General features: G+C 73.6%; 23 protein-coding genes. 10 read left to right on the top strand and 13 right to left on the bottom strand.

Annotation, left to right across the window (positions count from 1 at the left end; translation table 11 throughout):
• Positions 1-14: 14 nt before the first annotated feature.
• The 3 genes from ACGFT2_RS03215 (at position 15) to ACGFT2_RS03205 (ending at position 4,343) form a co-directional block, all read left to right on the top strand.
• Positions 15-2,486 carry a SpoIIE family protein phosphatase gene (locus ACGFT2_RS03215; RefSeq protein ID WP_393272962.1) on the top strand — a complete coding sequence of 824 codons (2,472 nt, stop codon included), beginning with the start codon at positions 15-17 and terminating at the stop codon, positions 2,484-2,486.
• A 94-nt stretch (positions 2,487-2,580) separates the two neighbouring features.
• Positions 2,581-2,853: a hypothetical protein gene (locus ACGFT2_RS03210; RefSeq protein ID WP_393272960.1), complete on the top strand. Its 273-nt coding sequence runs from the start codon at positions 2,581-2,583 to the stop codon at positions 2,851-2,853.
• The gene (locus ACGFT2_RS03205; RefSeq protein WP_393272958.1) at positions 2,850-4,343 is read left to right on the top strand and encodes a cytochrome bc complex cytochrome b subunit; all 1,494 of its coding nucleotides are present in this window, start codon (positions 2,850-2,852) and stop codon (positions 4,341-4,343) included. Before ACGFT2_RS03210 ends, ACGFT2_RS03205 begins: the two co-directional genes overlap by 4 nt.
• Here the strand turns inward: ACGFT2_RS03205 and ACGFT2_RS03200 are convergent.
• Together ACGFT2_RS03200 and ctaD are read right to left on the bottom strand one after the other, a co-directional pair.
• A complete protein-coding gene (locus ACGFT2_RS03200) occupies positions 4,279-4,662 on the bottom strand; it encodes a cytochrome c oxidase subunit 4 (protein ID WP_393272956.1) in 384 nt (127 codons plus the stop codon). The genes ACGFT2_RS03205 and ACGFT2_RS03200 overlap by 65 nt on opposite strands.
• The gene (gene ctaD / locus ACGFT2_RS03195; RefSeq protein WP_393273848.1) at positions 4,659-6,311 is read right to left on the bottom strand and encodes a cytochrome c oxidase subunit I; all 1,653 of its coding nucleotides are present in this window, start codon (positions 6,309-6,311) and stop codon (positions 4,659-4,661) included. Before ctaD ends, ACGFT2_RS03200 begins: the two co-directional genes overlap by 4 nt.
• 176 nt (positions 6,312-6,487) lie before the next feature.
• Here ctaD and ACGFT2_RS03190 point away from each other — a divergent pair, with 176 nt between their 5' ends.
• Positions 6,488-6,856, top strand: coding sequence for a DUF6479 family protein (locus tag ACGFT2_RS03190; RefSeq protein WP_393272954.1), 369 nt, complete (start codon positions 6,488-6,490; stop codon positions 6,854-6,856).
• 77 nt (positions 6,857-6,933) lie between these two features.
• Positions 6,934-7,119 carry a hypothetical protein gene (locus ACGFT2_RS03185; RefSeq protein ID WP_393272952.1) on the top strand — a complete coding sequence of 62 codons (186 nt, stop codon included), beginning with the start codon at positions 6,934-6,936 and terminating at the stop codon, positions 7,117-7,119.
• 193 nt (positions 7,120-7,312) lie between these two features.
• Here the strand turns inward: ACGFT2_RS03185 and ACGFT2_RS03180 are convergent, their stop codons facing one another.
• Both ACGFT2_RS03180 and ACGFT2_RS03175 read right to left on the bottom strand, forming a co-directional pair.
• Entirely contained in the window at positions 7,313-7,897 is a 585-nt protein-coding gene (locus ACGFT2_RS03180) for an isochorismatase family protein (protein ID WP_393272950.1), read from the bottom strand.
• Positions 7,898-8,001: 104 nt separating this feature from the next.
• Positions 8,002-8,439, bottom strand: coding sequence for a MarR family winged helix-turn-helix transcriptional regulator (locus ACGFT2_RS03175; RefSeq protein ID WP_393272948.1), 438 nt, complete (start codon positions 8,437-8,439; stop codon positions 8,002-8,004).
• 350 nt (positions 8,440-8,789) lie between these two features.
• Between ACGFT2_RS03175 and ACGFT2_RS03170 the strand changes: the two genes are divergently transcribed.
• Genes ACGFT2_RS03170 through ACGFT2_RS03160 form a run of 3 tightly spaced genes read left to right on the top strand, consistent with a single transcriptional unit; the run spans position 8,790 to position 10,974 of the window.
• Positions 8,790-9,791, top strand: coding sequence for an SDR family oxidoreductase (locus ACGFT2_RS03170; protein ID WP_393272947.1), 1,002 nt, complete (start codon positions 8,790-8,792; stop codon positions 9,789-9,791).
• A gap of 18 nt (positions 9,792-9,809) precedes the next feature.
• A complete protein-coding gene (locus tag ACGFT2_RS03165) occupies positions 9,810-10,310 on the top strand; it encodes a metallophosphoesterase family protein (RefSeq protein WP_393272945.1) in 501 nt (166 codons plus the stop codon).
• Positions 10,311-10,332: 22 nt separating this feature from the next.
• Complete coding sequence (locus ACGFT2_RS03160; protein WP_393272943.1) at positions 10,333-10,974, top strand: GNAT family N-acetyltransferase; 642 nt, start codon at positions 10,333-10,335, stop codon at positions 10,972-10,974.
• A gap of 110 nt (positions 10,975-11,084) precedes the next feature.
• On the opposite strand, the gene ACGFT2_RS03155 is transcribed toward ACGFT2_RS03160, so the two are convergent.
• The 7 genes from ACGFT2_RS03155 to ACGFT2_RS03125 form a co-directional block, all read right to left on the bottom strand.
• Positions 11,085-11,801 (bottom strand): SRPBCC family protein, encoded by a 717-nt coding sequence (locus tag ACGFT2_RS03155; protein ID WP_393272942.1) that lies wholly within the window; start codon positions 11,799-11,801, stop codon positions 11,085-11,087.
• A 15-nt stretch (positions 11,802-11,816) separates the two neighbouring features.
• Positions 11,817-12,923, bottom strand: a complete 1,107-nt coding sequence (locus ACGFT2_RS03150; protein ID WP_393272940.1) for an XdhC family protein — start codon at positions 12,921-12,923, stop codon at positions 11,817-11,819.
• Positions 12,916-14,073: a VWA domain-containing protein gene (locus tag ACGFT2_RS03145; RefSeq protein ID WP_393273847.1), complete on the bottom strand. Its 1,158-nt coding sequence runs from the start codon at positions 14,071-14,073 to the stop codon at positions 12,916-12,918. Before ACGFT2_RS03145 ends, ACGFT2_RS03150 begins: the two co-directional genes overlap by 8 nt.
• A 377-nt stretch (positions 14,074-14,450) precedes the next feature.
• Positions 14,451-15,326, bottom strand: a complete 876-nt coding sequence (locus ACGFT2_RS03140; protein ID WP_393272938.1) for an AAA family ATPase — start codon at positions 15,324-15,326, stop codon at positions 14,451-14,453.
• 15 nt (positions 15,327-15,341) lie between these two features.
• Positions 15,342-16,196 carry an FAD binding domain-containing protein gene (locus ACGFT2_RS03135; RefSeq protein ID WP_393272936.1) on the bottom strand — a complete coding sequence of 285 codons (855 nt, stop codon included), beginning with the start codon at positions 16,194-16,196 and terminating at the stop codon, positions 15,342-15,344.
• Positions 16,193-18,706: a xanthine dehydrogenase family protein molybdopterin-binding subunit gene (locus ACGFT2_RS03130; RefSeq protein ID WP_393272935.1), complete on the bottom strand. Its 2,514-nt coding sequence runs from the start codon at positions 18,704-18,706 to the stop codon at positions 16,193-16,195. The genes ACGFT2_RS03135 and ACGFT2_RS03130 overlap by 4 nt, the downstream gene beginning before the upstream one ends.
• The gene (locus ACGFT2_RS03125) at positions 18,703-19,254 is read right to left on the bottom strand and encodes a (2Fe-2S)-binding protein (protein WP_393272933.1); all 552 of its coding nucleotides are present in this window, start codon (positions 19,252-19,254) and stop codon (positions 18,703-18,705) included. The genes ACGFT2_RS03130 and ACGFT2_RS03125 overlap by 4 nt, the downstream gene beginning before the upstream one ends.
• Before the next feature lie 251 nt (positions 19,255-19,505).
• Here ACGFT2_RS03125 and ACGFT2_RS03120 point away from each other — a divergent pair, with 251 nt between their 5' ends.
• A complete protein-coding gene (locus ACGFT2_RS03120; RefSeq protein ID WP_393272931.1) occupies positions 19,506-21,608 on the top strand; it encodes a GTP-binding protein in 2,103 nt (700 codons plus the stop codon).
• A gap of 343 nt (positions 21,609-21,951) precedes the next feature.
• Positions 21,952-22,977 carry an alcohol dehydrogenase gene (locus ACGFT2_RS03115; protein ID WP_393272929.1) on the top strand — a complete coding sequence of 342 codons (1,026 nt, stop codon included), beginning with the start codon at positions 21,952-21,954 and terminating at the stop codon, positions 22,975-22,977.
• Positions 22,978-23,188: 211 nt separating this feature from the next.
• Here ACGFT2_RS03115 and ACGFT2_RS03110 read toward each other — a convergent pair whose 3' ends face one another.
• Together ACGFT2_RS03110 and ACGFT2_RS03105 are read right to left on the bottom strand one after the other, a co-directional pair.
• Positions 23,189-23,524, bottom strand: a complete 336-nt coding sequence (locus ACGFT2_RS03110; protein ID WP_393272927.1) for a hypothetical protein — start codon at positions 23,522-23,524, stop codon at positions 23,189-23,191.
• Positions 23,521-24,245: cbb3-type cytochrome c oxidase subunit I (locus ACGFT2_RS03105; RefSeq protein ID WP_393272925.1), on the bottom strand; the 725-nt coding region annotated here is incomplete at its 5' end. The genes ACGFT2_RS03110 and ACGFT2_RS03105, both read right to left, overlap by 4 nt.

Genomic DNA, 24,245 nt, shown 5'->3' with positions numbered 1-24,245 from the left:
GTAATGGCGAGGTGGTGAGTGACGGCGCTGCGATCAGCGGAACGAGGACCACGCCGGAGCGCGCCGAAGCCGCTCTGGACACACTCACCACGTCGCCTGCCACCCCCGACCGGCTCCGCCGCGTCCTGGAACAGGCCCTCGTGCTCGCCGGAACCGCCTTCGCCGGGGTGTACACGGCCGGCGGCGACCCGTCCCACCTGTGCCTCGCCGAGTCCGCCGGACTGCCGCGCACCCTGTTCGGGCTGCGCGACGCGTATCCGGCCGACGGCGCGTCCCCGGTCGCCGAGGCCCATCGCACCGCGCGGCCGCAGTGGCTCGGCCCAGCGGAACTGGCCGGCAGCCCCGAGGCACGGCGCACCCCGGCCGGCGAGTTCTCCGTGGCCGCCCTGCCGCTCGGTCCGGCGGGCGGCTGTCTGCTGGCCGTCACCGAGCACCCCGGCGGTTTCGGCGCCGACGACCGCGCCGTCCTGGCGCTGATCGCCGGCGCGATCGCCGTGCCGGCCCCGGCCGGCTTCGCCGGGGACACGGGCGAGCTGGCCCCGGACGCCTTCAGCCTCGCCATGGACACCGGCCGGGTCGAGGTCGGGGACGCGATCCTGCGGCTGTTCGGGATCGGCCGGCAGGAGTTCGACGGCCGGGTGGAGAGCCTGCTCGGGCGCACCGTGCCCGAGGACCTCCCCGCGCTGATGTCCGTGGTCGAGGCCGACCACATGTCCAGCGGCGACCGCGAACTGGAGTTCCGCGTCCTGCAGCCCTCCGGGCCGCCCAGGTGGCTGCGGCTGCGTGGCCGGCTGCTGCCCGCCGGCCAGGGCCGTGCGGCCCGCCTCGTCGGAACCGTCGCCGACGCCTCCACCCTGCGCTCCGACGTCACCGACGTGGCCCGTGTCCAGCGCCTCGCCGCCGCCCTCGCCATCGCCGGCACCGTCAAGGACGTCGGCCAGGCCGTCGTCGCCGCGCTGCGCAGGCCACTGCAGGCGGACCGGATCGCCCTCGCCGAACTGGAGAACGAACGGCTCGTGGTCACGGTCCTGGACCCGCCCGAGGCCGAGGCCTGGCCCGAGGTGTGGCGCAGCGAATGGCGCACCGAGTGGCCCGACGCGCCGGTACGCGCCATGCCCACGCTGGCCGCCGCACTGCGCGAGGGCCGGGCCCGGATCTGGCCCGCCGGCAGCGCGCTGGAACCGGCCCTCGCCGAGGTCGGTCCGGGCGGCCTCGCGGTGCTGCCGCTGCCCGCCGGCGGCCGCATGGCCGGCGCCTGCCTGATCGGCTGGGACAGCCCGCACGACTTCGGCCCCGACGAACGCGCCCTGCTCACCGCCTGTGCGGGCCTGACCGGGCAGGCCCTGCTGCGTGCCCACGCCTTCGACGCCGAGCACGAACTCGTCGGGATGCTCCAGCGCACGCTGCTGCCCCGCCGCCTGCCCCGGCTGCCCGGCGCGGTCGCCGTCGCCCGCTATCTGCCCACCACCGCGGGCCTGGAGGTCGGCGGCGACTGGTACGACGTGATCCCGCTCGCCGACAACCACGTCGCCCTGGTCATCGGCGACGTCCAGGGCCACAACGCCGGCGCCGCCACCCTGATGGGCCAGATGCGCACCGCGCTGCGCGCCTACGCCGCCGAGGGCCACACCCCGGACGTCGTCGTCGCGCACGCCAACCGGCTGCTGCTCGACATGGAGACCGACCTCTTCGCCACCTGCGCCTACGTCGACGTCGACATGGAACAGGGCACCGCCCTGTGCGTACGCGCGGGCCATGTGCAGCCCGTGCTGCGCCACCCGGACGGCTCCGCCGAGATCGTGCGGGCCGAGGGCGGACCGCCGCTCGGGGTGCTGAGCCAGGCCGAGTTCCCGATGACCCCCCTCGGGCTCCGGCCCGGCACGGTGATCGCCCTCACCACCGACGGCCTGGTGGAGTCCGCCGACACCGACCTCGACGCCGGCATGGAGCGGCTCGCCGCCGAACTGTCCGCCGCCGACCCCGCCCATCTCGGCCTGGTCGCCGACGCCCTGCTCACCGGCGCCCACCGCGGCGACGACGTGGCCCTGCTGCTGATGCGCTACGACGGCATGGCCGTACGGCCGCTGCGCGAGAGCTGGACGGTGTGGCGGGTGCCGGAGGCCGTCCGTCACGCCCGCCGCTTCACCCGGCGCACCCTGCGTGCCTGGGGCGTCGCCCAGGGCACCCTGGACGCCGCTCTGCTGGTGGTCTCCGAACTCGTCACCAACGCCCTCGTGCACACCGGCGGCCCGGTGCGGCTCGACATGAGCCTGGTCAACCACCGGCTGCGGCTCGCCGTCGCCGACTCCTCGCCGCGTAGTCCCGTCAAGCCGGCCGGCATCGGCTGGGAGGCCACCGGCGGCCGGGGCATCCTGCTGGTGGAGGCCGTGTCGGCGGCCTGGGGCACGATCCCGGTCAGCGGCGGCAAGCAGGTGTGGGCGGATCTCGTGCCGGCCGGCCCTCCCACCACCGCGGACCCGGGGTGAGGGCCGTTCGGTCCGCCGCCCGGGGGACGGGGGGACGGCCGTTCGGTCCGCTCCGGCGGGCGCGCCGCGGGTCCCGTGCCTAGGGTCGGTTGGTGTGGCACACACCTTCCAAGAACTGGTGCAGAAGCAGCGCGCGGCCGACGCGGCCAGCGCCACGGTCGAGGACCTGCGCGAGACCTACGGTCCGCCGGCCGAGCGGCGGATGACGGGCGCCCAGTCGGGCACCTACGAGACCGCCCTGCGGGCCTGGCGGGACCTGGCCCGCGACGTGCAGAGCGCGGTCAGCGAATACGCCAAGGAGACGGGCCGGCCGCGTTCCGAGGTGGAAGCCGAGGTGGAGCGGGCCGCCGCGACGGAGGAGACGTGAGCCGAGCCGGCCACCGCGCCGAACGGCTCGCGGACGCGGCCGACGCCCGGCTGCCCGTACTGGAAGGCGGATCGCTGCTGCGCAAGGCCTTCCCGGAGCACTGGTCCTTCTTCCTCGGCGAACTCGCCCTCTACAGCCTGCTCGTGCTGATCCTGACCGGCGTGTGGCTGACGTTCTTCTTCCAGCCGGAGATGCGCGAGGTCGTCTACGCCGGCCCGTACGCACCGCTGCGCGGAGTGCGCATGTCGGCCGCCTTCGACTCCACCCTGCGCATCAGCTTCGATGTGCGCGGCGGCCTGCTGCTCCGGCAGACCCACCACTGGGCCGCGCTCGTCTTCGTCGCCGCGATCGGCCTGCACATGCTGCGGATCTTCTTCACCGGCGCCTTCCGCCGGCCCCGCGAGCTGAACTGGGTCATCGGGCTCACCCTGTTCGTGCTCTCCCTCGCCGAGGGCTTCGCCGGCTACTCGCTCCCCGACGACCTGCTCTCCGGCACCGGGCTGCGCATCGCGCAGGGCATCATGCTGTCGGTCCCCGTGGTGGGCACCTACGTCGCCTTCTTCGCCTTCGGCGGCCAGTTCCCCGGCCACGACATCATCACCCGCCTGTACCCGGCACACATCCTGCTGCTCCCCGGCGCCCTCATCGCACTCGTGACGGTCCATCTGATCCTGGTCTTCCATCTCAAGCACACCCAGTGGCGGGGCCCCGGCCGCACCCACCGAAACGTCCTCGGCAAACCCCTCTTCCCGCAGTTCGCCGCCACCTCCACCGGCCTGGCCCTGACCGTCTCCGGCATCCTCGTGCTGCTGTCCGGCCTCGCCCAGATCAACCCGATCTGGACCTACGGCCCCTACCGTCCGGACCAGGTCTCCACCGGCTCCCAGCCCGACTGGTACGTCGGCTTCATGGAGGGCGCGCTGCGGCTCGTACCGCCGTGGGAGACGAACATCGCCGGGCACACGCTCATGTGGAACGTGCTGCTCCCGGCCGTCGTCCTGCCCGGCCTGCTGTTCGCCGTGCTCTACGCCTACCCGTTCGTGGAGCAGCGCCTGACGGGGGAGTGGCATCGCGAGCGGCATCTGTGCGACCGGCCGCGGGAGCGTCCCGTGCGCACCGGACTCGGCGTGGCGGGCACCGTCTTCTACGGCGTGCTGCTGCTGGCCGGCGGCAACGACGTCATCGCCCTGACCTTCCGCATCTCCGTCGACGCGCTGACCTGGGTGCTGCGTGTCGCCCTCGTGGCGGCGCCCGTCCTCGCGTTCCTGGTGACCCGGTGGCTGTGCAGGGCCCTGACGCACGCCGAGCGGGAACGCCTCGCCGAGGGCGTACCCACCGGTGACATCCGCCAGAGCGTCACCGGCGGCTACGAGGGCGGCCACGAGCCCGTCGAGAACTTCCGCCCCGGCGCTCCCCGCAGACCGCTCACCGGCGCGCGTACTGGAACACCATCCCGAACACCCCCCGGGCCAGAACGCCGAGGCCGATGAGGAAGAGCCACAGCCCGAAGACGACGCCGCCGGCCGTCACCGCGAAGCCGAGCGCGGTGACGATCGGCCACGGGCTCTCGTCCGGGAAGAACGCCACCGGCCCGGCAGCGTCCGCCACCTCCGCGTCGGTGCGGTCCTGCGGGCGGGCGCCCCGGCGCCGGTACTGGACGAGGCAGAAGAAGGCGACCAGCGCCGCCATCACACACGCCACGACCAGGGCGGTCGTGCCCGTCTCGTCCCCCGACCACACCCCGTACAGGGCGGCGGAGCCCCCGAAGAACAGTGCCACCCCGCCGAACAGCACGGCCTCCGCTCTCATCGCACCCTCTCCTCCCCGGGCGGGTTCTCGACCTCCGGATGGTGCAGGTCGAAGGCGGGCGACTCCGACCGCACCCGGGGCAGCGCGACGAAGTTGTGCCGGGGCGGCGGACACGACGTCGCCCACTCCAGGCCGCGCCCCCACCCCCAGGGGTCGTCCAGGGCGACCTTCCGGCCCTTGGCCGCGGTGCGCCAGACGTTGTAGAGGAACGGCAGCGTGGACACGCCCAGCAGGAACGCGCCCGCCGACGACAGCGTGTTGAGCAGGGTGAAGCCGTCCCCCGGCAGATAGTCCGCGTACCGGCGGGGCATCCCCTCCTCGCCGAGCCAGTGCTGCACCAGGAACGTCAGCTGGAAGGCCGGGAACAGCAGCCAGAAGTGCAGCTTGCCGAGCCGCTCGTCCAGCATCTTCCCGGTGAACTTCGGCCACCAGAAGTAGAAGCCGGCGAACATCGCGAACACCACCGTGCCGAACAGCACGTAGTGCAGGTGCGCCACGATGAAGTACGTGTCCGTCAGGTGGAAGTCGAGCGGCGGAGAGGCGATCAGCACCCCGCTCAGCCCGCCCAGCAGGAACGACACCAGGAAGCCGAGCGACCACAGCATCGGCGTCTCGAACGAGACCGACCCGTGGATCATCGTCCCGATCCAGGCGAAGAACTTGATGCCCGTCGGCACCGCGATCAGGAAGGACATGATCGAGAAGAACGGCAGCAGCACCGCGCCCGTGGCGAACATGTGGTGGGCCCACACCACCGCCGACAGCATGGTGATCGAGATCGTCGCCCCGATCATCGGCACATAGCCGAACAGCGGCTTACGGGAGAAGACCGGGATGATCTCCGAGATGATCCCGAAGAACGGCAGCGCCACGATGTAGACCTCGGGATGCCCGAAGAACCAGAACAGGTGCTGCCACAGCAGCGCACCCCCGTTCGCCGCGTCGAAGACGTGCGCACCGAACCCGCGGTCCGCCTCCAGCGCCAGCAGAGCCGCCGTGAGCACCGGGAACGCCGGCAGGATCAGGATCGAGGTGAACAGCACGTTCCAGGTGAACATGGGCATCCGGAACATGGTCATGCCCGGTGCCCGCAGCGACATGATCGTGGCGATGAAGTTCACCGCGGTCAGCGTCGTCGACACGCCCGACACCACCAGCCCCATGACCCACAGGTCACCGCCCGCGCCGGGCGTGAAGTAGGCGCTGTTCAGCGGCGCGTAGGCGAACCAGCCGAACGCGGCGGCACCGCCGGGCACCAGGAAACCGGAGACCACCATCACTCCGCCGAACAGGTACATCCAGTACGACAGCGCGTTCAGCCGCGGGAAGGCGAGGTCGGGGGAGCCGATCTGCAGCGGCATGACGGCGTTGGCGAACCCCGCGAACATCGGTGTGGCGAACAGCAGCATCATGATCGTGCCGTGGATGGTGACGAACTGGTTGTACCCCTGGTTGCTGAGCAGTTGCAGCCCCGGGCGGGCCAGTTCGAGGCGCATGCCGAGCGCGAGCAGCCCGGCCAGCAGGAAGAAGCAGAACGCCGTGACCATGTAGAGGCGGCCGATCACCTTGTGGTCGGTCGTGGAGATCCAGCGCAGCAGGGCCCGGCCCGGGCGCGGAGCGGGCGCGGTGTACCGGGCGGTGATCTCCATGGTTTCTGACATCTGCGGCGATTCGGTCATCGCGGGCGACGCTACTCCCAGGCTCCCGGACGGCCGCCCCCGCCACGCCCTGCACCCCGGCGGTGGCCCGCGTGGCCCGCTGCGCCGATCGGCTGAAGGCCACCGGCCCGGGCATTCCCGGCCGTTCCCCGGGTACCCGGGGGCGCATGGACACTGCCATGTACGAAGCAGCCGCGGGCGTACAGGTCTTCGGGTACGTCGTCATTCTCGTCGCGGGGGTGGCCTGCGTCGCCGGACTGATCTGGGCCTTCCGGCTGGGGGTCAAGGTGCGCCGGCGCGAACCGGCCCCGCCCCGCCCCGACGAGCAGCCCCGGATGCCGCCCTCCGGGCCGGTCCACGAGGTCCAGGAACGGCGCGAGCCGGACGAGGTGCCGCGGGTCGCGGACGGCGGTGAACGGCTCACCCCTCACCAGCTCGGCAACGCCGGCACCAAGCGCGCCGACGACCAGAGCCGCTCGCGCTGGTCACCCGGTTCCAGCGGCTCCTTCGGCGGGGGTGGCGGCGGCCGGACCTGACCCGCTGCCGCCCGGCGTCCGGGTTTGCCGCTCCGCGGGGCGGGGACCCGAACCGGCACGGACAGCGCAGAAGGAAGATGGAAGACGTGACCGCTCAGCTCAGCGAGAAACCCGCCATATCCCCTGTCGAGACCGGTTGGGCCGAGGCCCGGCGCCGAGGGGGCCGGGGACTGCGCACCTGCCTCCCCGCCGTCCTGGAGCGCACCTCCCACCGGCGCGAGAGCGCCCCGGCCGAGGACAACATCGTGCGCGGCGAGGACTGAGCCGGGAGCCGTACCGCGGCGACGGGCGCCGGTGGGGACCGCTGAAAGGCGACAGGAACGCAGCGGCGTCCCCGAGGCGACCCGTCCACCGGTCTGCCCGGGCGCATCGAACCCGCCCCCGCGTCGCCGGATGCCGGCCCGCCCCGAGCGCGCGGATTCGCGTGCCCCGCGGCGCGGGCCGGCGCCGGGCAGGTCAGGCGTGGGTCTTGGCGAGCAGCTCGAGGACCTCGGCGGTCGTACCGCTCTCCCCGAGCCGCGGGAAGATCCGCTCGACGCTGCCGGTGTGCGCCGCGGGGTCGCTGTCGGCCATGGCGTCCGTGGCGAGGGTGACGTGGTAGCCGTGCGCGTAGGCGTCCCGGGCGGTGGACTCGACGCCGATGCTGGTGGCGATGCCGGTCAGCACGATCTGGGTGATGCCCCGGCGGCGCAGCTGGACGTCCAGGTCGGTGCCGTGGAAGGCACTCCAGTTGTGCTTGGTGACGTGGATGTCGCCGGGGTGCCCGGACAGCTCGTCGACGACGACGTCCCAGCCCTCGGGGAAGGCGAGGCCGCGCGCCTGGCGCTCGGTGCGGCCGGGGACGGCGTCGGCCCCGTCGGGCGCGAAGCTGACGCGGACGAGGACCACGGGCAGGCCGTGACCGCGGAAGGCCCCGGCGAGTTCGGCGGTGCGGGACACGACGTCCGTGCCCGGGTACGGCTGGGTGGGCATGGCCACGATGCCGTTCTGCAGGTCGATCGCGACGAGTGCGGTACGGGGGTCGAGGGTGGTGAGCGACATGGGTCGGTCAGGCCTTTCGAAGGGGGGAGCCGGCCGTGCGAACGGCCGGGCGATGCCGTCGCCGGCGGCAGGGGAGAGCCGGCGAGCGTGAACAGGGCCCGCGATCACGGCCGCGACAGCCGCTCCATCAGCTCCAGTGCCGTGCGGACCGTCTGCCGCTCCTCGTCGGTGAAGCGGTCCTGGAAGGCGCGGGCCAGCCACTCCTCGCGCACCTGCTTGTTGCCCTCGATGCGGGCCCGGCCGGCGTCGGTGAGGGTGACCAGCTGGCGGCGGCCGTCGTCGGGGTCGGGGGCGCGGCGGATCAGGCCGTGCTGTTCCAGCCCGGCCAGGGTCGTGGCCATCGACTGGGGCCGGACGCCCTCGGCGGCGGCCAGGGCGCTGGCGGTGGCCGCTCCGTGCTTGCCGACCAGCGTGAGCGCCGACTCCTGCGACGGGGTCAGGTCGGCGTCCTGCGCGATCTCGCGGATGCGGCGCCGCAGCCGGCTGAACACCACCCGCAGGTCGCGCGCGGCCCGGACGGCCGACTCGGAGATGTGGTCCATGCGGCCCAGCCTAGAACCAACAGGGCAGCCTGTACAGGATTAACTGTTCAGTTTCACCTGCCGAACAATCGGGTACCCGCCGGTCCACGGACAAACCGGTACTCGCCGGTCCACGTTCGGCGCGGCCGCCGAGGCGGTGCGTCGCCCTCGCTCGTCGGTGAAGATCAAGGAGCGCAGATGTCCCCTCCGGACCCGTCCGGCCCGGAGGCGGCCCTCCGCGCCGCGGTGGACGGGGAAGTCCGCTTCGACGCCGGCAGCCGCGGCGCCCACGCCACGGACGGATCGAACTACCGGCAGGTCCCCCTCGGCACAGGGTCACCACAAGCGGAGCACCGGAAGAGGAGCGGAACATGCCCCCCACCGTCGTCATCACCGGAGCCAGCGCCGGCATCGGCCGCGCGACCGCCCGCCACTACGCCCGGCGCGGCGCCGACGTCGTACTGGTCGCGCGCGGCGAAGGCGGCCTGCAGGCGGCGGCCGGCGAAGTCGCGGCGCTCGGCGGGCGCCCCTCGGTCCAGCCCGCCGACATGGCCGACGCGGCCCAGGTCGAGGCCGTCGCCGAGGCCGCGGAGAAGGAGTTCGGCCCGATCGACGTATGGATCAACTGCGCCTTCTCCACCGTCTTCGCGCCCTTCGAGGAGATCTCCGCCGAGGAGTTCCGGCGGGTCACCGAGGTGACCTACCTCGGCTTCGTCAACGGCACCCGCGCGGCACTGCGCCGCATGCTGCCCCGCGACCGCGGCACCATCGTCCAGGTCGGCTCCGCGCTCGGGGAACGGTCGATCCCCCTGCAGTCGGCCTACTGCGGCGCCAAGCACGCGATCAACGGCTTCACCTCCTCCCTGCGCACGGAACTGCTGCACCGCGGCAGCAACGTGCACGTCACCGTCGCCCAGATGCCGGCGGTCAACACACCCCAGTTCCAGTGGGTGCGCTCCCGGCTGGCCGAACACCCCATGCCCGTGCCGCCCATCTACCAGCCGGAGGTAGCCGCGCGGGGCGTGGTGTACGCCGCCGACCACCCGCGGCGCAAGCAGTACTACATCGGCGCCACCACCGTGGCCACCACCTGGGCCAACCGGTTCGCCCCGGCCCTGCTCGACCGCTATCTGGCCCGCACCGGCTTCGACGCCCAGCAGACCGGCCGCATCCCGCCCACCGGCCTGGACAACCTGTTCGAACCGGTCGACCGGGAGCCGGCCGGCGACCAGGGCGCGCACGGCGCCTTCGACGACAGCGCCCACTCCCGCTCCTGGCAGGAGACCCTGGTCCGGCACCCCGCCGCCACGGCCCTCGGCGCGGGCGCCGTCGTGCTCGGCGCCGTACGCGGCATCCGCCGTCTGGCCTCGTGAGCCGCATAGGCTGACGGCGTGCGCCTCCTCCTCATGTCCGACACACACCTGCCGAAGCGCGCCAAGCGGCTGCCCGAACCGCTGCTCGCCGAACTCCCGCACGCGGACGCCGTCCTGCACGCCGGGGACTGGGTCGACACCGCCACCCTCGACCTGCTGGAGAGCCGCAGCCGCCGGCTGATCGGGGTCTACGGCAACAACGACGGGCCCGACCTGCGCGCCCGGCTCCCCGAGGTGGCGTACGCCGAACTCGGCGGCCTGCGCTTCGGCGTGGTGCACGAGACCGGCCAGGCCCAGGGCCGCGAGGCCCGCTGCGCCGCCCGCTTCCCGGACCTCGACGTCCTGGTCTTCGGCCACAGCCACATCCCCTGGGACACCACCGCCCCCGGCGGCATGCGGCTGCTCAACCCCGGCTCCCCGACCGACCGCCGCCGCCAGCCGTACTGCACCTACCTCACGGCGACGGCCGCCGGCGGAGCGCTCACCGACGTGACCCTGCACCGCCTGCCGCAACGCTAGCGGCACGTGGCACCATGCCCCGATGACCTCCAGCCCCGGCACACCCACCGCCGTACCCACGGTCGCGTCTGCCGCCGTACCCGCGGTCGCGCCTGCCGCCGTACCCGCAGGCCGGCTCGCCGACGGCGACCAGCCCGTGCTGCCGCTCTCCGGTGGCCTGGAACTGCGGCCGTGGCGCCTGACCGACACCGACGCGGACGCCCTGCACGCGGCCGGGCAGGATCCGGCGATCAGCCGGTGGAACCTCTTCCGCGTCGACAGCCGAGGCCAGGCACGCGCCCGCATCGAGCGCCTGCACGAGCGCCGACGCGCGGAAACCGGTGCGATCTGGGCGATCGCCCCGCTCGGCGGCGCGGCCGTCGGCCTCGCCGGACTCAACGACGTGGACCTCGCCGCCGGAACCGCGGAAGTCGTCTACTGGGTGCTGCCCGAGGCACGCGGAGGCGGCATCGCCGTCCGGGCGGCCCGCCGGCTGAGCGGCTGGGCCCTGGACGACCTCGGCCTGCACCGCCTGAGCCTGTACCACTCCGTCGCCAATCCGGCGTCCTGCCGGGTGGCCGAGAAGGCCGGCTATACCGCCGAAGGCACCCTGCGCAGCGCCCAGCTGCACGCGGACGGCTGGCACGACCTGCACCTGCACGCCATGATCGCCGGCGACGCCTGACCATCGGCGGTGCCCGACCGTCGACGGTTCCCGGGCGGTGGGGACACACGGCCCCGCGGCGCCACGGCTCGGCGGTGTGAAGGGGACTGGGGAGTCGCCGGGGGGGGCTGTCAGTGGGTTCGGTGTCTGAGTCGCGTCGCCGCCCAGGCCAGCAGGGCGAGCGCCGCTGCCAGGGCCGCCGCGCGTTTGGCCAGGGGCATTCCGGCCGTGCGGAGCAGGTCGAGCGGTTCCGGTTCGGGGGGGTCGAGGCGGCCGGCCTTGCCCCGGGCGGGGGGTTCCGGCGCCCTCGCGCCGGGCGGCGGTTCCGGCGTCGTGCGGACGAGCCGGAGCGGCGCCGGTGCGGTCCCGTCCGACCGCTGCGGCTCCTCACCGGCGGTCGGGGGCCGCTCGGCCAGCCGCTCGGCGAGGCACTCCGCGAACCTGCCCACCAGCCGGTCACCCACCTCCGCCAGCACCCCGCGCCCGAACTGCGCCGGACGCCCGGTCACCGTGAGATCCGTCCGCACCGACACCGCCGTACCGCCGTCGCGCCCGCTCAGTGTGCCGGTGACCGTCGCCCGGGCCGTGCCCTGCCCGCGGGTCTCCCGGCCGCTCGCCACGAGCACCATCCGGTGCGCCGACTCGTCCTGCTCCTCGAACACCGCGGTGCCCCGGTAGGTCACGGTGACCGGCCCGACCTTGACCTTCACCGAGCCGGTCACGGTCGTGCCGTCGTACCCCTCCACCGCCGCGCCGGGCAGACACGGCGCGACGCGCTCGATGTCCAGGAGCGCGTGCCAGGCGTCGTCGACCGGGACGGGGACCGTGAACTCGTGCTGCAGTTCCATGACTTCTCCTCGCGGTCAGACGGCGGCCGTCGGATGGATGGCCCCGGCGGTCACGGTGAGCGGAGCCCCACTGCCGCCCCAGCGCAGGGCGACGATCTCGGCGGCGACGGACACGGCGACCTCCTCCGGTGTACGGGCCCCGAGGTCGAGCCCGAGCGGTGAGCGCAGCCGGGACAGCTCGGCCTCGGCGAGACCGGCGTCGGTCAGCCGCTCACGCCGCTCGTCGTGGGTACGGCGGCTGCCCATCGCCCCGATGTAGGCGGCCGGCCGGCGCAGCGCCTCCTCCAGGAGCGGCACGTCGAACTTCGGGTCGTGGGTGAGGACACAGATCACCGTGCGATCGTCGGTGCCGGTGCGCTGCAGATAGCGGTGCGGCCAGTCCACGACCACCTCCACACCCGCCGGGAACCGCTTGGGCGTGGCGAACACCGGGCGGGCGTCGCACACGGTGACCCGGTAGCCGAGGAAGTCGCCGATCCGTGCCACCGCGGCCGCGTAGTCGATCGCGCCGAAGACCAGCATGCGCGGCGGTGGCGCGAAGGACTGCAGGAAGACCGTGACGTCGTCCTCGCGGCGCTCCCCGCGCGGCCCGTAGTGCCTGAGGACGGTGGCGCCGAGGGCGAGTTCGCCGCGCGCGTCGGCGGTGACGGCGGCGTCGAGCCCGTCCGTGCCGAGCGTGCCGGCCACGCCGTCCGGCCAGACCGCGAGACCGGCCCCGCGCGGAGCCGGACCGTCGACCACCGTGGCCACGGTCACCGGCCGGCCCGCGTCCACCGACGCGGCGACCGCCCCGAACGCCGGGTCCGTCGCGGGCGTCACGCGCCGCACCAGCAGGGTGATCTCGCCGCCGCAGGTGAGGCCCACCGCGAACGCGTCCTCGTCGCTGTACCCGAAGCTCTCCAGCCGCGCCTCGCCGCTCGCCGCCACCTCCTGCGCCAGCTCGAACACGGCGCCCTCCACGCAGCCGCCGGACACGCTGCCCACGACCTCGTCGTCCGGGCCCACGGCCATGGCCGCGCCGGGCCCGCGCGGCGCGCTGCGGCTGACCGCGACGACCGTGGCGAGCCCGAACGGGATCCGGGCGGCGTACCAGCGCTCCAGCGCCGGGAGGATGTCACGCACCCTGTGCTCCTCTCACGTCGGCCGCATCGTCCGCGGCTCCCCGCACCACCGCGGCCAGCCGCTCCAGCGCGGCGAGGCTGTGCCCCTCGACGAAGGCGTCGACGCTGGGCAGGGCCGCGGCCATCCCGGCGGCCAGCGGTGCGTAGCCCGGGCGGGCCTTGCGCGGGTTGGCCCAGACCACCTGGTGGGCCAGGGCGTGCAGGCGGCGCATCTGCGCACCGAGCAGTTCCGGGTCTCCGCGTTCCCAGCCGTCCGACAGGAGCACGACGACCGCGCCGCGGGCCATACCGCGCTGTCCCCAGCGGTCGAGGAACTCGCGCAGCAGCCCGCCCAGGCGGGTGCCGCCGCGCCAGTCCGGTACGGCGGCGGCGAGTGCGGCCATCGCCAGGTCCGGGTCGCGGTGGGTCAGTTCGCGGGTCGCCCGGGTCAGCCGGGTGCCGATGGTGAACACCTCGGTGCGGCCGCCGCGCACCGCCGCGTGCGCGAACCGCAGCAGCGCGTCGGCGTACGGCGCCATCGAGCCGCTCACGTCGACGAGCAGCACGACCCGCCGGGGCTGTCGCACCCGCGCGTGCCGCCGCAGCAGGGCGGGCTCCCCGCCGCGCCGCAGCAATTCCCGCACCGTGCGGCGGGGGTCCACCTCCCCGCGCCGGGCGGGCCGCCGCCGCGCCGACCGCCGGGTCTGCCCGTGCAGCGCGAACGCGGCGAGCAGACGGCGCAGTTGGGCGCGTTCGGCGGCGTCCAGGCCGGCGACGTCGCGGTGCCGCAGCACCTCGGCGGAGCTGGCGAGGGTGGCCGTCGGCGGCCCCGGGGGCTCGCCGCGGTCCGGTCCGCACGGCTCGGCGGCCGTGTCGCGGACGGCGAGCCGCAGGCGGGGCGGGGGAGCGGCGCGCACCGGCCGCCGGGGCGGCTCACCGCGGGCCCCGAAGTACGCGGCGAACACCCGCTCGTACCGTTCCAGATCGTCGTGCCCGCCGCACAGCGTGGCCCGGCCCGCGCCGTACACGTCCGCCCGTACGCCGGGCCGCAGCACGTCGACGGCGCGCAGGAAGGCGTGCAGCCGCTCGGTACTGGCATCGAGCCCGGCCGCCCGCAACGCCCGCACGAAGCCGAGCAGTACGGCATCGGCTCCGAGCGAGGTGCCCTCCACCCCGGGCGAGCCGGACCGCGCCGCGGAGGCCGCGGGTGGTGCCCCGGGCTGCGCCGCGGAGGTCGCGGGTGGTGCCACGGACCGCACTCCGGAGGGCGGGGGCGGTGCCACGGACCGCGCTCCGGAGGGCGGGGGTGGCGACCCGGACAGCGCTGTGGAAGGAACAGGCGGTGGCCCAAATCGTGTCCCGGAGGACGGCGAGGGCTCCGCGGGTGGTCGCTCCGGCCCGCCCCGGGGCTCCGGCTCTGCTCCGGGCGTCAGCTCTCCTCCGCGCTCCGGCTCTGCTCCGGGCGTCAGCTCTCCTCCGCGCTCCGGCTCTGCTCCGGGCGTCAGCTCTCCTCCGCGCTCCGGCTCTCCTGCGGTCGTGTCCATCGCCGTCACACCCCCCGGGCCGCGAGGGCCGCCGTGAGATCCAGGCTCCGCGCCCGGTCCGCGTCCTCCCGGTACTTCAGCACCGAACCCAGGGTGGCCAGGGCCAGCTCCGCGTCCACCTCGGCGGCCCCCAGCGCGTCCAGGGCCTCGGCCCAGTCGATCGTCTCCGCCACCCCCGGCGGTTTGATCAGTTCCGCGCCCCGCAGCGCCTGCACCAGCGCGGTGACCTGCTCGGCCAGCCGCGCCGACACCCGCGGCAGCCGGCGCCGCACGATGGCCAGTTCGCGGGCGAAGGAGGGATGGTCGAACCAGTGGTACAGGCACCGCCGCTTCAGGGCGTCGTGCACCTCCCGCGTCCGGTTGGAGGTCAGCACGACCACCGGCGGCTCCTCCGCGCGCAACGTGCCCAGCTCCGGAATCGTGACGGAGTACTCGGACAGCAGCTCCAGCAGGAACGCCTCGAACTCGTCGTCGGCCCGGTCGATCTCGTCGATCAGCAGCACCGACGGCTGCGTCCGCAGGGCGCGCAGCAGCGGCCGGTCGATGAGGAATCGCCGGTCGTACAGCTCGCTCTCGAGGCGGTCGGCGTCCGTCACCCCGGCCGCCTCGGCGGCCCGCAGGTGCAGCAGCTGACGCGGGAAGTCCCAGTCGTACAGCGCCTGGGAGGCGTCGATGCCCTCGTGGCACTGCAGACGGATGAGCGGCGCGCCGAGCGCCTCGGCGAGGGCGCTCGCGAGCGCGGTCTTGCCGACGCCCGCGTCGCCCTCGCAGAACAGCGGCCGGTGCAGCCTCAGGGCCAGGAAGCACGTGATGGCCAGCCCCTCGTCGACGAGGTACCCCGTCTCCTCCAGGCGGGCCCGCACCTGCTCCGGGTCGTCCATCCGGGTGATCGGCGCTCACCCCCGTTCCAGGGCGGTCAGTACCGACCGCCGGGTCAGCACGCGCGCGAGATGCTCCCGGTACTCGGGCGAGCCGGCCAGGTCCCGCGCCGGCCGCGTATCCTCGGCCGCCGCCTCCGCGGCCCGCGCGACGGCCTCGGGGCCGTCGGCGCCCGACAGCGCCCGCTCGGCCGCGGTGGCCCGCAGCGGGGTCGGGCCCATGTTGGTCAGCGCGATCCGCGCCTCGGCGACGTGCCCGCCGTCGCCCCGGACCAGCGCCGCGACCCCGACGATGGCCCAGGACTGGGCGACCGGATGGAACTTCTCGTAGTGGAAGCTCCAGCCGTCCGTCTTCGGGACGCGAACCTCCACGAGGAGTTCGTCGGGTGCCAGTGCCGACTGCAGATAGTCGACGAAGAACTCCCGGGCCGGGATCGTGCGCCGGCCGCCGGGCCCGGCCACCACCAGCTCGGCGTCCAGGGCCAGCGCGACGGCGGGCAGGTCGCCGGCCGGGTCGGCGTGCGCGAGGGAGCCGCCGAGGGTGCCCCGGTGCCGGACGGCCGGATCGGCGACCGTGGCCGTCGCCTCGGCGAGCAGACCGGCGTGGCGGCGCACCAGCGGGTCGTGGACCACTTCGTGATGTGTGGTCATGGCGCCGATGACGAGGGCGTCGCCGTCCTCGCGCACCCCGCGCAGCTCCGGGATCCGGCCGACGTCCACGACGAGTTCGGGAAAGGCCAGCCGGAGCCGCAGCAGCGGCAGCAGGCTCTGGCCGCCGGCCAGCACCTTCCCCTCCTCGCCGGCGTCGGCGAGCGTGCGTACGGCCTCGTCGACGCTGCTCGGACGGGCGTAGTCGAACGCGGGAGGAATCATGCCGGGCCCGCCTCCTTCCCGGACGGCCCGGGCCGGCCGATGTCGTCGTACTGGCCGATGTCGCCGGACCGTGCCGCCTGACCGGACTGGCCGGACTGCGCCGGTCCCGTCCCTCCGGCCCCGTCGGCCCCGCCGGCCGCGCCGGCGGCACCTGATTGGGCCGCCCGGATCGTCTGCCACACCCGGTGCGGGGAGCAGGGCATCCGCACGTCCCGCACACCGAGCGGCCGGAGTGCGTCGACCACGGCGTTCACGACGGCGGGTGTCGACGCGATCGTCCCCGCCTCCCCGACTCCCTTGACCCCCATGGCGTTGTCCGCCGGGGTCTGGGTACGGCCGGTGACGAACTCCGGAAGGTCCGCCGCCGAGGGCACGAGATAGTCGGCCATGGTGCCGGAGACGAGGTTGCCCTGGTCGTCGTAGACGGCCTCCTCGAACAGCGCCTGGGCGATGCCCTGGGCGAGTCCGCCGTGCACCTGGCCCTCGACGATCATCGGGTTGACGACCGTGCCGACGTCGTCCACGCACACGTATTTCCGGATCCGGATCCTGCCGGTCTCGGTGTCGACCTCGACCGCGCACAGGTGGGTGCCGTGCGGGAAGGAGAAGTTCTCCGGGTCGAGCACCGTCTCGGCGTTGATGGACGGCTCGACCCCGTCCGGCAGGTCGTGCGAGGTGAACGCCTCGAACGCGACCTCCTGGATGGTCCTGCGGGCCTCCGGCGAACCCCTGACGGAGAACGCTCCGCCGCTGAACTCCAGGTCCTGCTCGCTCGCCTCCAGCAGGTGCGCGGCGATCCGGCGGGCCTTCTCCACCACCTTCACCGCCGCGCGGTGCACCGCCTCACCGCCCACGGCCAGCGACCGCGATCCGTAGGTGTCCATGCCCTGCGGGGCCACCTTGGTGTCGCCGTGCACCACCTCCACGTCCTCGAAGGGCACGCCCAGGACGTCCGCCGCGATCTGGCTCCAGCAGGTGACGTGGCCCTGCCCGTGCGGGCTGGTGCCGGTGACGACCTCGACCTTGCCGGTCGGCAGCATGCGGATGCTCGCCGCCTCCCAGCCGCCGGCGCCGTAGCGCAGGTCGCGCAGCACCCGGCTGGGCGCGAGACCGCACATCTCCGTGAACGTCGAGACGCCGATGCCCAGGCGTACGGAATCGCCGCGCTCGTTGCGCTCGCGCTGTTCGGCGCGCAGCTCGTCGTAGCCGAACAGGCCGAGCGCCTTCTCGGTCGCGGCCTCGTAGTTGCCGCTGTCGTAGGTCAGCCCGGCGATCGTGGTGTACGGGAACTCCTCGTGCCGGATCCAGTTCCGGCGCCGTACCTCGATCGGGTCCAGGCCGACTTCCACGGCCAGCTCGTCCATGATCCGCTCGATGGCGTACGTGGCCTCGGGGCGGCCCGCGCCGCGGTAGGCGTCGGTGGGGGTGCGGGTGGTGAAGACGCCGGTGCAGGTGAACTGGTAGGCGTCCATCTTGTAGATCGCCGGGTACATGAAGGCGCCGAGGATCGGGATGCCCGGGGTGACGAGCATCAGGTAGGCGCCCATGTCGGCGAGGAGGTCCACCTTCAGGCCGAGCAGCCTGCCCTCGCGGGTGGCGGCGATCTCGACGTCCTGGATCATGCCGCGCCCGTGGTGGGTGGCGAGGTAGCCCTCGGAACGGGACTCGGTCCACTTCACCGGGCGGCCGAGCTTGCGCGCCACGGCCAGGGCCAGCGCCTCCTCGCCGTACACCTGGAGTTTGGAGCCGAAGCCGCCGCCCACGTCCGGGGCGATCACCCGGAGCTTGTGCTCGGGGATGCCGGTGACGGTCGCGAGCATGATCCGCAGGATGTGCGGGATCTGGGTCGCCGAGTAGACCGTGTACTCGCCGGAGGCGGCGAGCGGTGTGACGACCACCGCGCGCGGCTCCATGGCGTTGGGGATCAGCCGCTGCTGGTGGTAGCGGCGCTTCAGGGTCACCTCGGCGCGTTCGCGGACCGCGTCGAAGCTCTCGCCGGTGGAGAGCGGCCAGGTGTAGCAGCGGTTGGTGCCCTTGTCGGCGTGGACCCGCGGGGCGTCCTCGTCGAGCGCGGCCTCCAGGTCGAGGACCGGGGGCAGCGGGTCGTACTCGACGTCGACGGCCTCCAGGGCGTCGGCTGCCGCGTACCGGTCGCGGGCGACGACGACCGCGACCGGGTCGCCGGCGTAGCGGACCTCGTCCACGGCCATCGGCGGATGGTCGGGCAGCACGATGTCCTCGGTCACCGGCCAGGCGCAGGGCAGCGAACCCAGCTCCCCGGCGAGATCGGCGCCACTGAACGCGGTGACGACACCGGGCCGTTCGAGGGCGGGGGAGACGTCGACACGGTTGATCCGGGCATGGGCCATCGGACTGCGCAGGATGGCCAGGTGCAGCAGGCCCGCGACCTGGATGTTGTCGGTCCAGCTGGTCTGCCCGGTGATCAGCCGGGCGTCCTCCTTGCGCAGCCGGGAGCGGCCGACCTCGTGCTCTACGGCCTGATCGGTCATGCCGGCGCCTCCTCGGTGAGCTGCGGCCCGGAGGAGGTTTCCGGGCCGGACGCGGGCTGCCCGGCGGACGCGGACTGCTGCTCGCCGGACTGCTTCTCGGCCGCGGCGAGCACCGCGCGGACGATGTTGTGGTAGCCGGTGCACCGGCAGAGGTTGCCCTCCAGCGCCTGGCGGACCTCGTCCGAGGTGGGGTGCGGGTTCTCCCGCAGCAGATCGCGCGCCGCCATGATCATCCCAGGGGTGCAGTAGCCGCACTGCAGACCGTGGTGCTCGTGGAAGGCGTGCTGCAACGGCGTCCACTCGCCGTCCTGCGCCAGTCCCTGGATCGTCGTCACCCGGCCGCCGTCCGCCTGCACGGCGAGGACCGAGCAGCTCTTGACGGTCGCCCCGTCCAGGTCGACGGTGCACGCACCGCAGTTGGAGGTGTCGCAGCCGATCGGGGTGCCGGTGAGGCCGAGGCGGTCGCGCAGATAGTGAACCAGCAGAAGACGCGGTTCCACGTCGTCCTCGTACGCCGTGCCGTCCACGTTCACCTTGATGTGGGTCATGCGGCCTCCAGGCCGGGTGGGCAGGAGTGACGGAGTCAGCCAGCTGGCGTGATGTAGGTCACTCTATGGCCGACCTCTGGGGGCGGCGAGCGCTGCGGCGGGATTGGTTGAACATTAATCCATTGTTGTCGGGGGAGTGTCCCTGCTGAACTGCCCGTGACACGCCGTCACACCGAGAGGCCCCCAGATGCGCGCTGCGTGCATGTCCACCCAGGAAGGAACCCACCCCATGCCGAAGGACATCACGCTCAGTGCACCTGCTCAATCTCGGAATTCTCGCGCATGTCGACGCCGGTAAGACCAGCCTGACCGAACGGCTGCTGCACGCGGCCGGGGTCATCGACGAGATCGGCAGCGTCGACGCCGGCAGCACCACCACGGACACGCTGGCGCTGGAGCGGCAGCGCGGCATCACCATCAAGTCCGCCGTCGTCTCGTTCCCGCTGGACGGCGTCACCGTCAACCTCATCGACACCCCCGGCCACCCGGACTTCATCGCGGAGGTCGAGCGGGTGCTCGGCGTCCTCGACGGCGCCGTCCTGGTCGTGTCGGCCGTCGAAGGCGTCCAGGCGCAGACGCGGGTGCTGATGCGGACACTGCGCCGGCTGCGCATCCCCACCCTGGTCTTCGTCAACAAGATCGACCGGCGCGGGGCCCGGCACGACGGCGTGCTGCGCGAGATGGCGCGCAGATTCGCCGTACCGCTCGTCCCGATGGGGCGGCCCACCGCACTCGGGACGCCCGCCGCCCGCTTCGTCCCCGGTCTGGGACCCGCGGCGCTCGACGGCCTGGCCGACCACGACGACGATCTGCTCGCCGCCTACCTGGACGGCGGGGTGCCCGAGGGCCTGCTGCGGGCCTCCCTCGCGGCCCAGACCCGGCGCGCAGCGGTCCATCCGGTGTACTTCGGCTCCGCGATCACCGGCGCCGGTGTCCCCGAGCTGATCGACGGTGTCGAGCGGCTGCTGCCCACCGCCGCCGGCGACCCGGACGGCCCGCTGTCGGCCAGGGTCTTCAAGATCGAGCGCGGCCCGGCGGGGGAGAAGGTGGCCTACGCGCGCGTCTTCGCCGGCACCCTGCGACTGCGCGACCGCATCCCCTTCGGCGGGATCGAAGGGGAGCAGCGCCGGGACGAGGGGCACGGGGGCCACGAGGACGACCGGGCGGCCGGGGGCCGGGACTCCGCCGGGCGTGCGCGCGGCCGGGCGGCCGAACGGCGCAGGCGGAGCCGGGCCGTCGGCCGTCGCGCGGAAGGCCGGGTCACCGCGCTCGGCGTTTTCGAGCGGGGCACCGCCCAGCCGCGGGAGAGTGCCGGTGCCGGGCGCATCGTCAGGATCCGCGGCCTCGGCGACATCCGCGTCGGCGATGCGCTCGGCAGGCCGGCGATCACGTACCGGCACCACTTCGCGCCGCCCACCCTGGAGACCGTCGTCGTCCCCGGCCCCGGCGCCGACCGGCGCTCCCTGCACCTCGCCCTCACCCAGCTCGCCGAACAGGACCCGCTCATCGGCGTCCGCCACGACGAACTGCGCGGGGAGACGTCCGTCTCCCTCTACGGCGAGGTGCAGAAGGAGGTCGTCCAGGCGACCCTCGCCGACGAGTACGGCCTTGCCGTCACGTTCCGCGGGACGACGACCCTGTGCATCGAGCGCCCGGCCGGCACCGGACACGCCGTGGAGTTCAACAGGAAGGGCCTCAACCCCTTCCTCGCCACCGTCGGCCTGCGCGTCGACCCCGCTCCGGCCGGCTCGGGCGTGGCCTTCCGGCTGGAGGCGGAGCTGGGTTCCATGCCGTACGCCTTCTTCAAGGCCGTCGAGGACACCGTCCGCGAGACCCTCGGCCAGGGGCTGTACGGCTGGCAGGTCACCGACTGCACGGTCACCATGACCCACTCCGGCTACTCGCCCCGGCAGAGCCACGCCCATCAGGGCTTCGACAAGAGCATGTCGAGCACCGGCCACGACTTCCGGGGCCTGACGCCGCTGGTCCTGATCGACGCACTGCGCCGGGCGGGCAGCCTGGTGCACGAGCCGATGCACCGCTTCCGGCTGGAGGCGCCGGCGGACACGCTCGGCGCCTTGCTCCCGGTCCTCACCCGGCTGGGCGCCGTGCCCGGGACCACCGGTACCGACGGGGCGCACGGTGTGCTGGAGGGCACGGTGCCGGCCGCCCGCGTCCACGGGCTGGAACAGCGCCTGCCGGGGCTGACCCGGGGCGAGGGCGAACTGGAGACGGCCTTCGACCACTACGCGCCGGTCACGCGCGGTACGGTCCCGCGACGGCCGCGCACCGGCCACAACCCGCTCGACCGGAAGGAGTACCTGCTGAACGTGACGCACAGAGTGGGCGACTGAGGAGGCCCGGCCCACCGGCCGCGGACCTCTCCGGCGTGCGGTTCGACGGCCTCCGGCAGCGGATCGGCCGGGCGGAACGTGTGGGGCAGCGAACTCGAAGCGAGGGCGACGTGGATGCCTGCCTTGATCTGCCTCCGGGCGGGAACACCGTCGAACGCCAGGACGGCCGGCCGCCGGCTCGGCATGGCGGAGCCGGCGGCCCCGTGCCGGTACGGCCTGCCGGTACCCTCGCCCAGCACGGAGTCCCAGGTCGTCGATGCCGCCGGGGGTTCAGCGCGCGCGATCCGCCGGGAGCTGGTCTGCTGGTGCGGGGGACCGTCCTACCCCTTCTCCGGAGAGACAGATGACTACCTACCGAGTCGCGCAGGTGATGTCCGCAGGCGGCGCGTTCGAGCTGGTCGAGCGGGAGGTGCCGCAGCCGGGGCCCCGCCATGTGCGGATCGCCGTGGAGGCGTGCGGAGTCTGCCACAGTGACGCCCTCTTCGTGAACGGCGCACTGCCCGGCGTCACGTTCCCGGTGGTCCCCGGCCACGAGATCGCCGGGCGGGTCGAGGAACTCGGCGAGGCCACGCAGGAGTGGGGCTACCAGGTCGGCGACCGGGTCACGGTCGGCTGGTTCGGCGGCAGCTGCGGCCACTGCACCCCCTGCCGCCAGGGCGACTTCATCGTGTGCGTCAACCTCCAGGTCCCCGGGTGGACCTACGACGGCGGGTTCGCCACCAAGGTGATCGCGCCCGTCGACGCCCTGGCCCGGATTCCCGAGGCCCTCTCGGCGACCGACGCGGGACCCATGGCCTGCGCCGGCGTGACCACCTACAACGGGCTGCGGCGCAGCCCCGCCGAGCCGGGCGACCTGGTCGCGGTGCTCGGCCTCGGCGGCCTGGGCCATCTCGGCGTGCAGTACGCGGTCGCGATGGGCTTCGAGACCGTGGCGATCGCCCGCGGCCCGGAGAAGGCCGACTTCGCCAAGCAGCTCGGCGCCCACCACTACGTCGACAGCACCTCCGGCACCCCGGTCGCCGAAGCGCTGCAGTCCCTCGGCGGGGCCGACGTCGTGCTGGCCACCGCCGGGAACTCCGAGGCCATCACGGCCACCGCCGACGGCCTCGCGCCCCGCGGCGAGCTGGTGGTCATCGGCGCGGACACGGCACCGCTCGGCATCAACCCGGCCCAGCTGCTGATGGCCGGCCGGGTCGTCCGGGGCCACCCGTCCGGCACCTCGCAGGACGTGCAGGACACCATGGCGTTCAGCGCCCTGCACAACATCCGCCCGATGACCGAGACCCTCCCGCTGGACGACGCGGCCGAGGCGTATCAGCGGATGATGGCCGGCCGCGCCCGCTTCCGGATGGTGCTCACCACCGGCTGACCCCCCCCAACCGCCCGAGCCACCGCCGCCGACCGCCCGAGCCGCCCCCCGAACCGCTCCTGTCAGCCGCCCAGCCGTTCCACTGCCGCGGTCACGGGGGCGGCGCCGTCCTCGCCGTCGGCCCTCCGGCGTCGGCCCTCCGGCGTCGGCCTTCCGCCGTCGGCCGTCAGGCCCGTCGCCCTTCGCCGACGCGGCGAGTCCCGCTAGGCGGCTAGGCGGCGGCGACCACGAGCAGGCCCGTCGCCGCCAGCAGGGCGCAGCCCACCAGGAACCAGGCGGCCACCCGTCGGCGCAGGGCGTGGTACCTCGCCTCGTACGTCTGCCGCAGTTCCTCGGCGCGTTCGGCGGTGCGCCGCCACGAGGTACGGGTCAGCGACAGGTACTCGGCCTCGAAGTACCGCTCCAGGTCGTCCCGCTGGCCGTCGGTGAGCCAGCCCAGCCGGGAGGCGACGCGGGCCGCGGCCGTCCGGCCCTCCTCCCGTGCGGCGGCCAGCAGCAGATGGCCCTCGATCGCCTGGACGAGGGCCCGCTCCTCATCGGCACTCATCGCCCGGCCAACTCCCGTTCCGAGGGCGTGACCTCGGGGTGGTGCAGGTCGAACGCCGGGGATTCGCTGCGGATGCGGGGGAGGGTGAGGAAGTTGTGCCGGGGCGGCGGGCAGGAGGTCGCCCACTCCAGCGAGCGGCCGTAGCCCCACGGGTCGTCCACGCCGACCGGCTTGCCGTATCTGGCCGTCTTCCACACGTTGTAGAAGAAGGGGAGCAGGGACGAACCGAGCAGGAACGAGCTGATGGTCGAGACCGTGTTGAGCGTCGTGAACCCTTCCGCCGCCAGGTAGTCGGGGATCCGGCGCTGCATGCCCTCCGCACCGAGCCAGTGCTGGACGAGGAAGGTGCCGTGGAAGCCGATGAACAATGTCCAGAAGGTGATCTTGCCCAGGCGCTCGTCGAGCATCTTGCCCGTCATCTTCGGCCACCAGAAGTGGAAGCCGGAGAACATCGCGAAGACGACCGTGCCGAAGACCACGTAGTGGAAGTGCGCCACCACGAAGTACGAGTCGGAGACATGGAAGTCGATCGGCGGCGAGGCGAGCATGACGCCCGTCAGGCCGCCGAAGAGGAACGTGATCAGGAAGCCGGTGGCCCAGAGCATCGGTGTCTCGAAGGACAGCGAGCCCTTCCACATCGTGCCGATCCAGTTGAAGAACTTCACGCCGGTCGGGACCGCGATCAGGAAGGTCATGAAGGAGAAGAACGGCAGCAGCACAC

Source organism: Streptomyces sp. NPDC048514 (assembly GCF_043199955.1).
GTDB lineage: Bacteria > Actinomycetota > Actinomycetes > Streptomycetales > Streptomycetaceae > Streptomyces.
The sequence above is the reverse complement of the archived record's forward strand: the minus strand, read 5'-3'. Positions and strand labels throughout refer to the sequence as shown.

What these genes read in the sequence shown, in the direction of transcription:
- ACGFT2_RS03180 (WP_393272950.1), bottom strand. Translation starts at nt 7,897, where the DNA reads ATGTCGCTCACCACCCTCGACCCCCGTACCGCACTCGTCGCGATCGAC.
- ACGFT2_RS03160 (WP_393272943.1), top strand. Translation starts at nt 10,333, where the DNA reads ATGACCTCCAGCCCCGGCACACCCACCGCCGTACCCACGGTCGCGTCT.
- ACGFT2_RS03185 (WP_393272952.1), top strand. Translation starts at nt 6,934, where the DNA reads ATGGAAGACGTGACCGCTCAGCTCAGCGAGAAACCCGCCATATCCCCT.
- ACGFT2_RS03140 (WP_393272938.1), bottom strand. Translation starts at nt 15,326, where the DNA reads ATGGACGACCCGGAGCAGGTGCGGGCCCGCCTGGAGGAGACGGGGTAC.
- ACGFT2_RS03200 (WP_393272956.1), bottom strand. Translation starts at nt 4,662, where the DNA reads ATGAGAGCGGAGGCCGTGCTGTTCGGCGGGGTGGCACTGTTCTTCGGG.
- ACGFT2_RS03130 (WP_393272935.1), bottom strand. Translation starts at nt 18,706, where the DNA reads ATGACCGATCAGGCCGTAGAGCACGAGGTCGGCCGCTCCCGGCTGCGC.
- ACGFT2_RS03170 (WP_393272947.1), top strand. Translation starts at nt 8,790, where the DNA reads ATGCCCCCCACCGTCGTCATCACCGGAGCCAGCGCCGGCATCGGCCGC.
- ctaD (WP_393273848.1), bottom strand. Translation starts at nt 6,311, where the DNA reads ATGGAGATCACCGCCCGGTACACCGCGCCCGCTCCGCGCCCGGGCCGG.
- ACGFT2_RS03175 (WP_393272948.1), bottom strand. Translation starts at nt 8,439, where the DNA reads ATGGACCACATCTCCGAGTCGGCCGTCCGGGCCGCGCGCGACCTGCGG.
- ACGFT2_RS03190 (WP_393272954.1), top strand. Translation starts at nt 6,488, where the DNA reads ATGGACACTGCCATGTACGAAGCAGCCGCGGGCGTACAGGTCTTCGGG.
- ACGFT2_RS03110 (WP_393272927.1), bottom strand. Translation starts at nt 23,524, where the DNA reads ATGAGTGCCGATGAGGAGCGGGCCCTCGTCCAGGCGATCGAGGGCCAT.
- ACGFT2_RS03115 (WP_393272929.1), top strand. Translation starts at nt 21,952, where the DNA reads ATGACTACCTACCGAGTCGCGCAGGTGATGTCCGCAGGCGGCGCGTTC.
- ACGFT2_RS03125 (WP_393272933.1), bottom strand. Translation starts at nt 19,254, where the DNA reads ATGACCCACATCAAGGTGAACGTGGACGGCACGGCGTACGAGGACGAC.
- ACGFT2_RS03155 (WP_393272942.1), bottom strand. Translation starts at nt 11,801, where the DNA reads ATGGAACTGCAGCACGAGTTCACGGTCCCCGTCCCGGTCGACGACGCC.
- ACGFT2_RS03135 (WP_393272936.1), bottom strand. Translation starts at nt 16,196, where the DNA reads ATGATTCCTCCCGCGTTCGACTACGCCCGTCCGAGCAGCGTCGACGAG.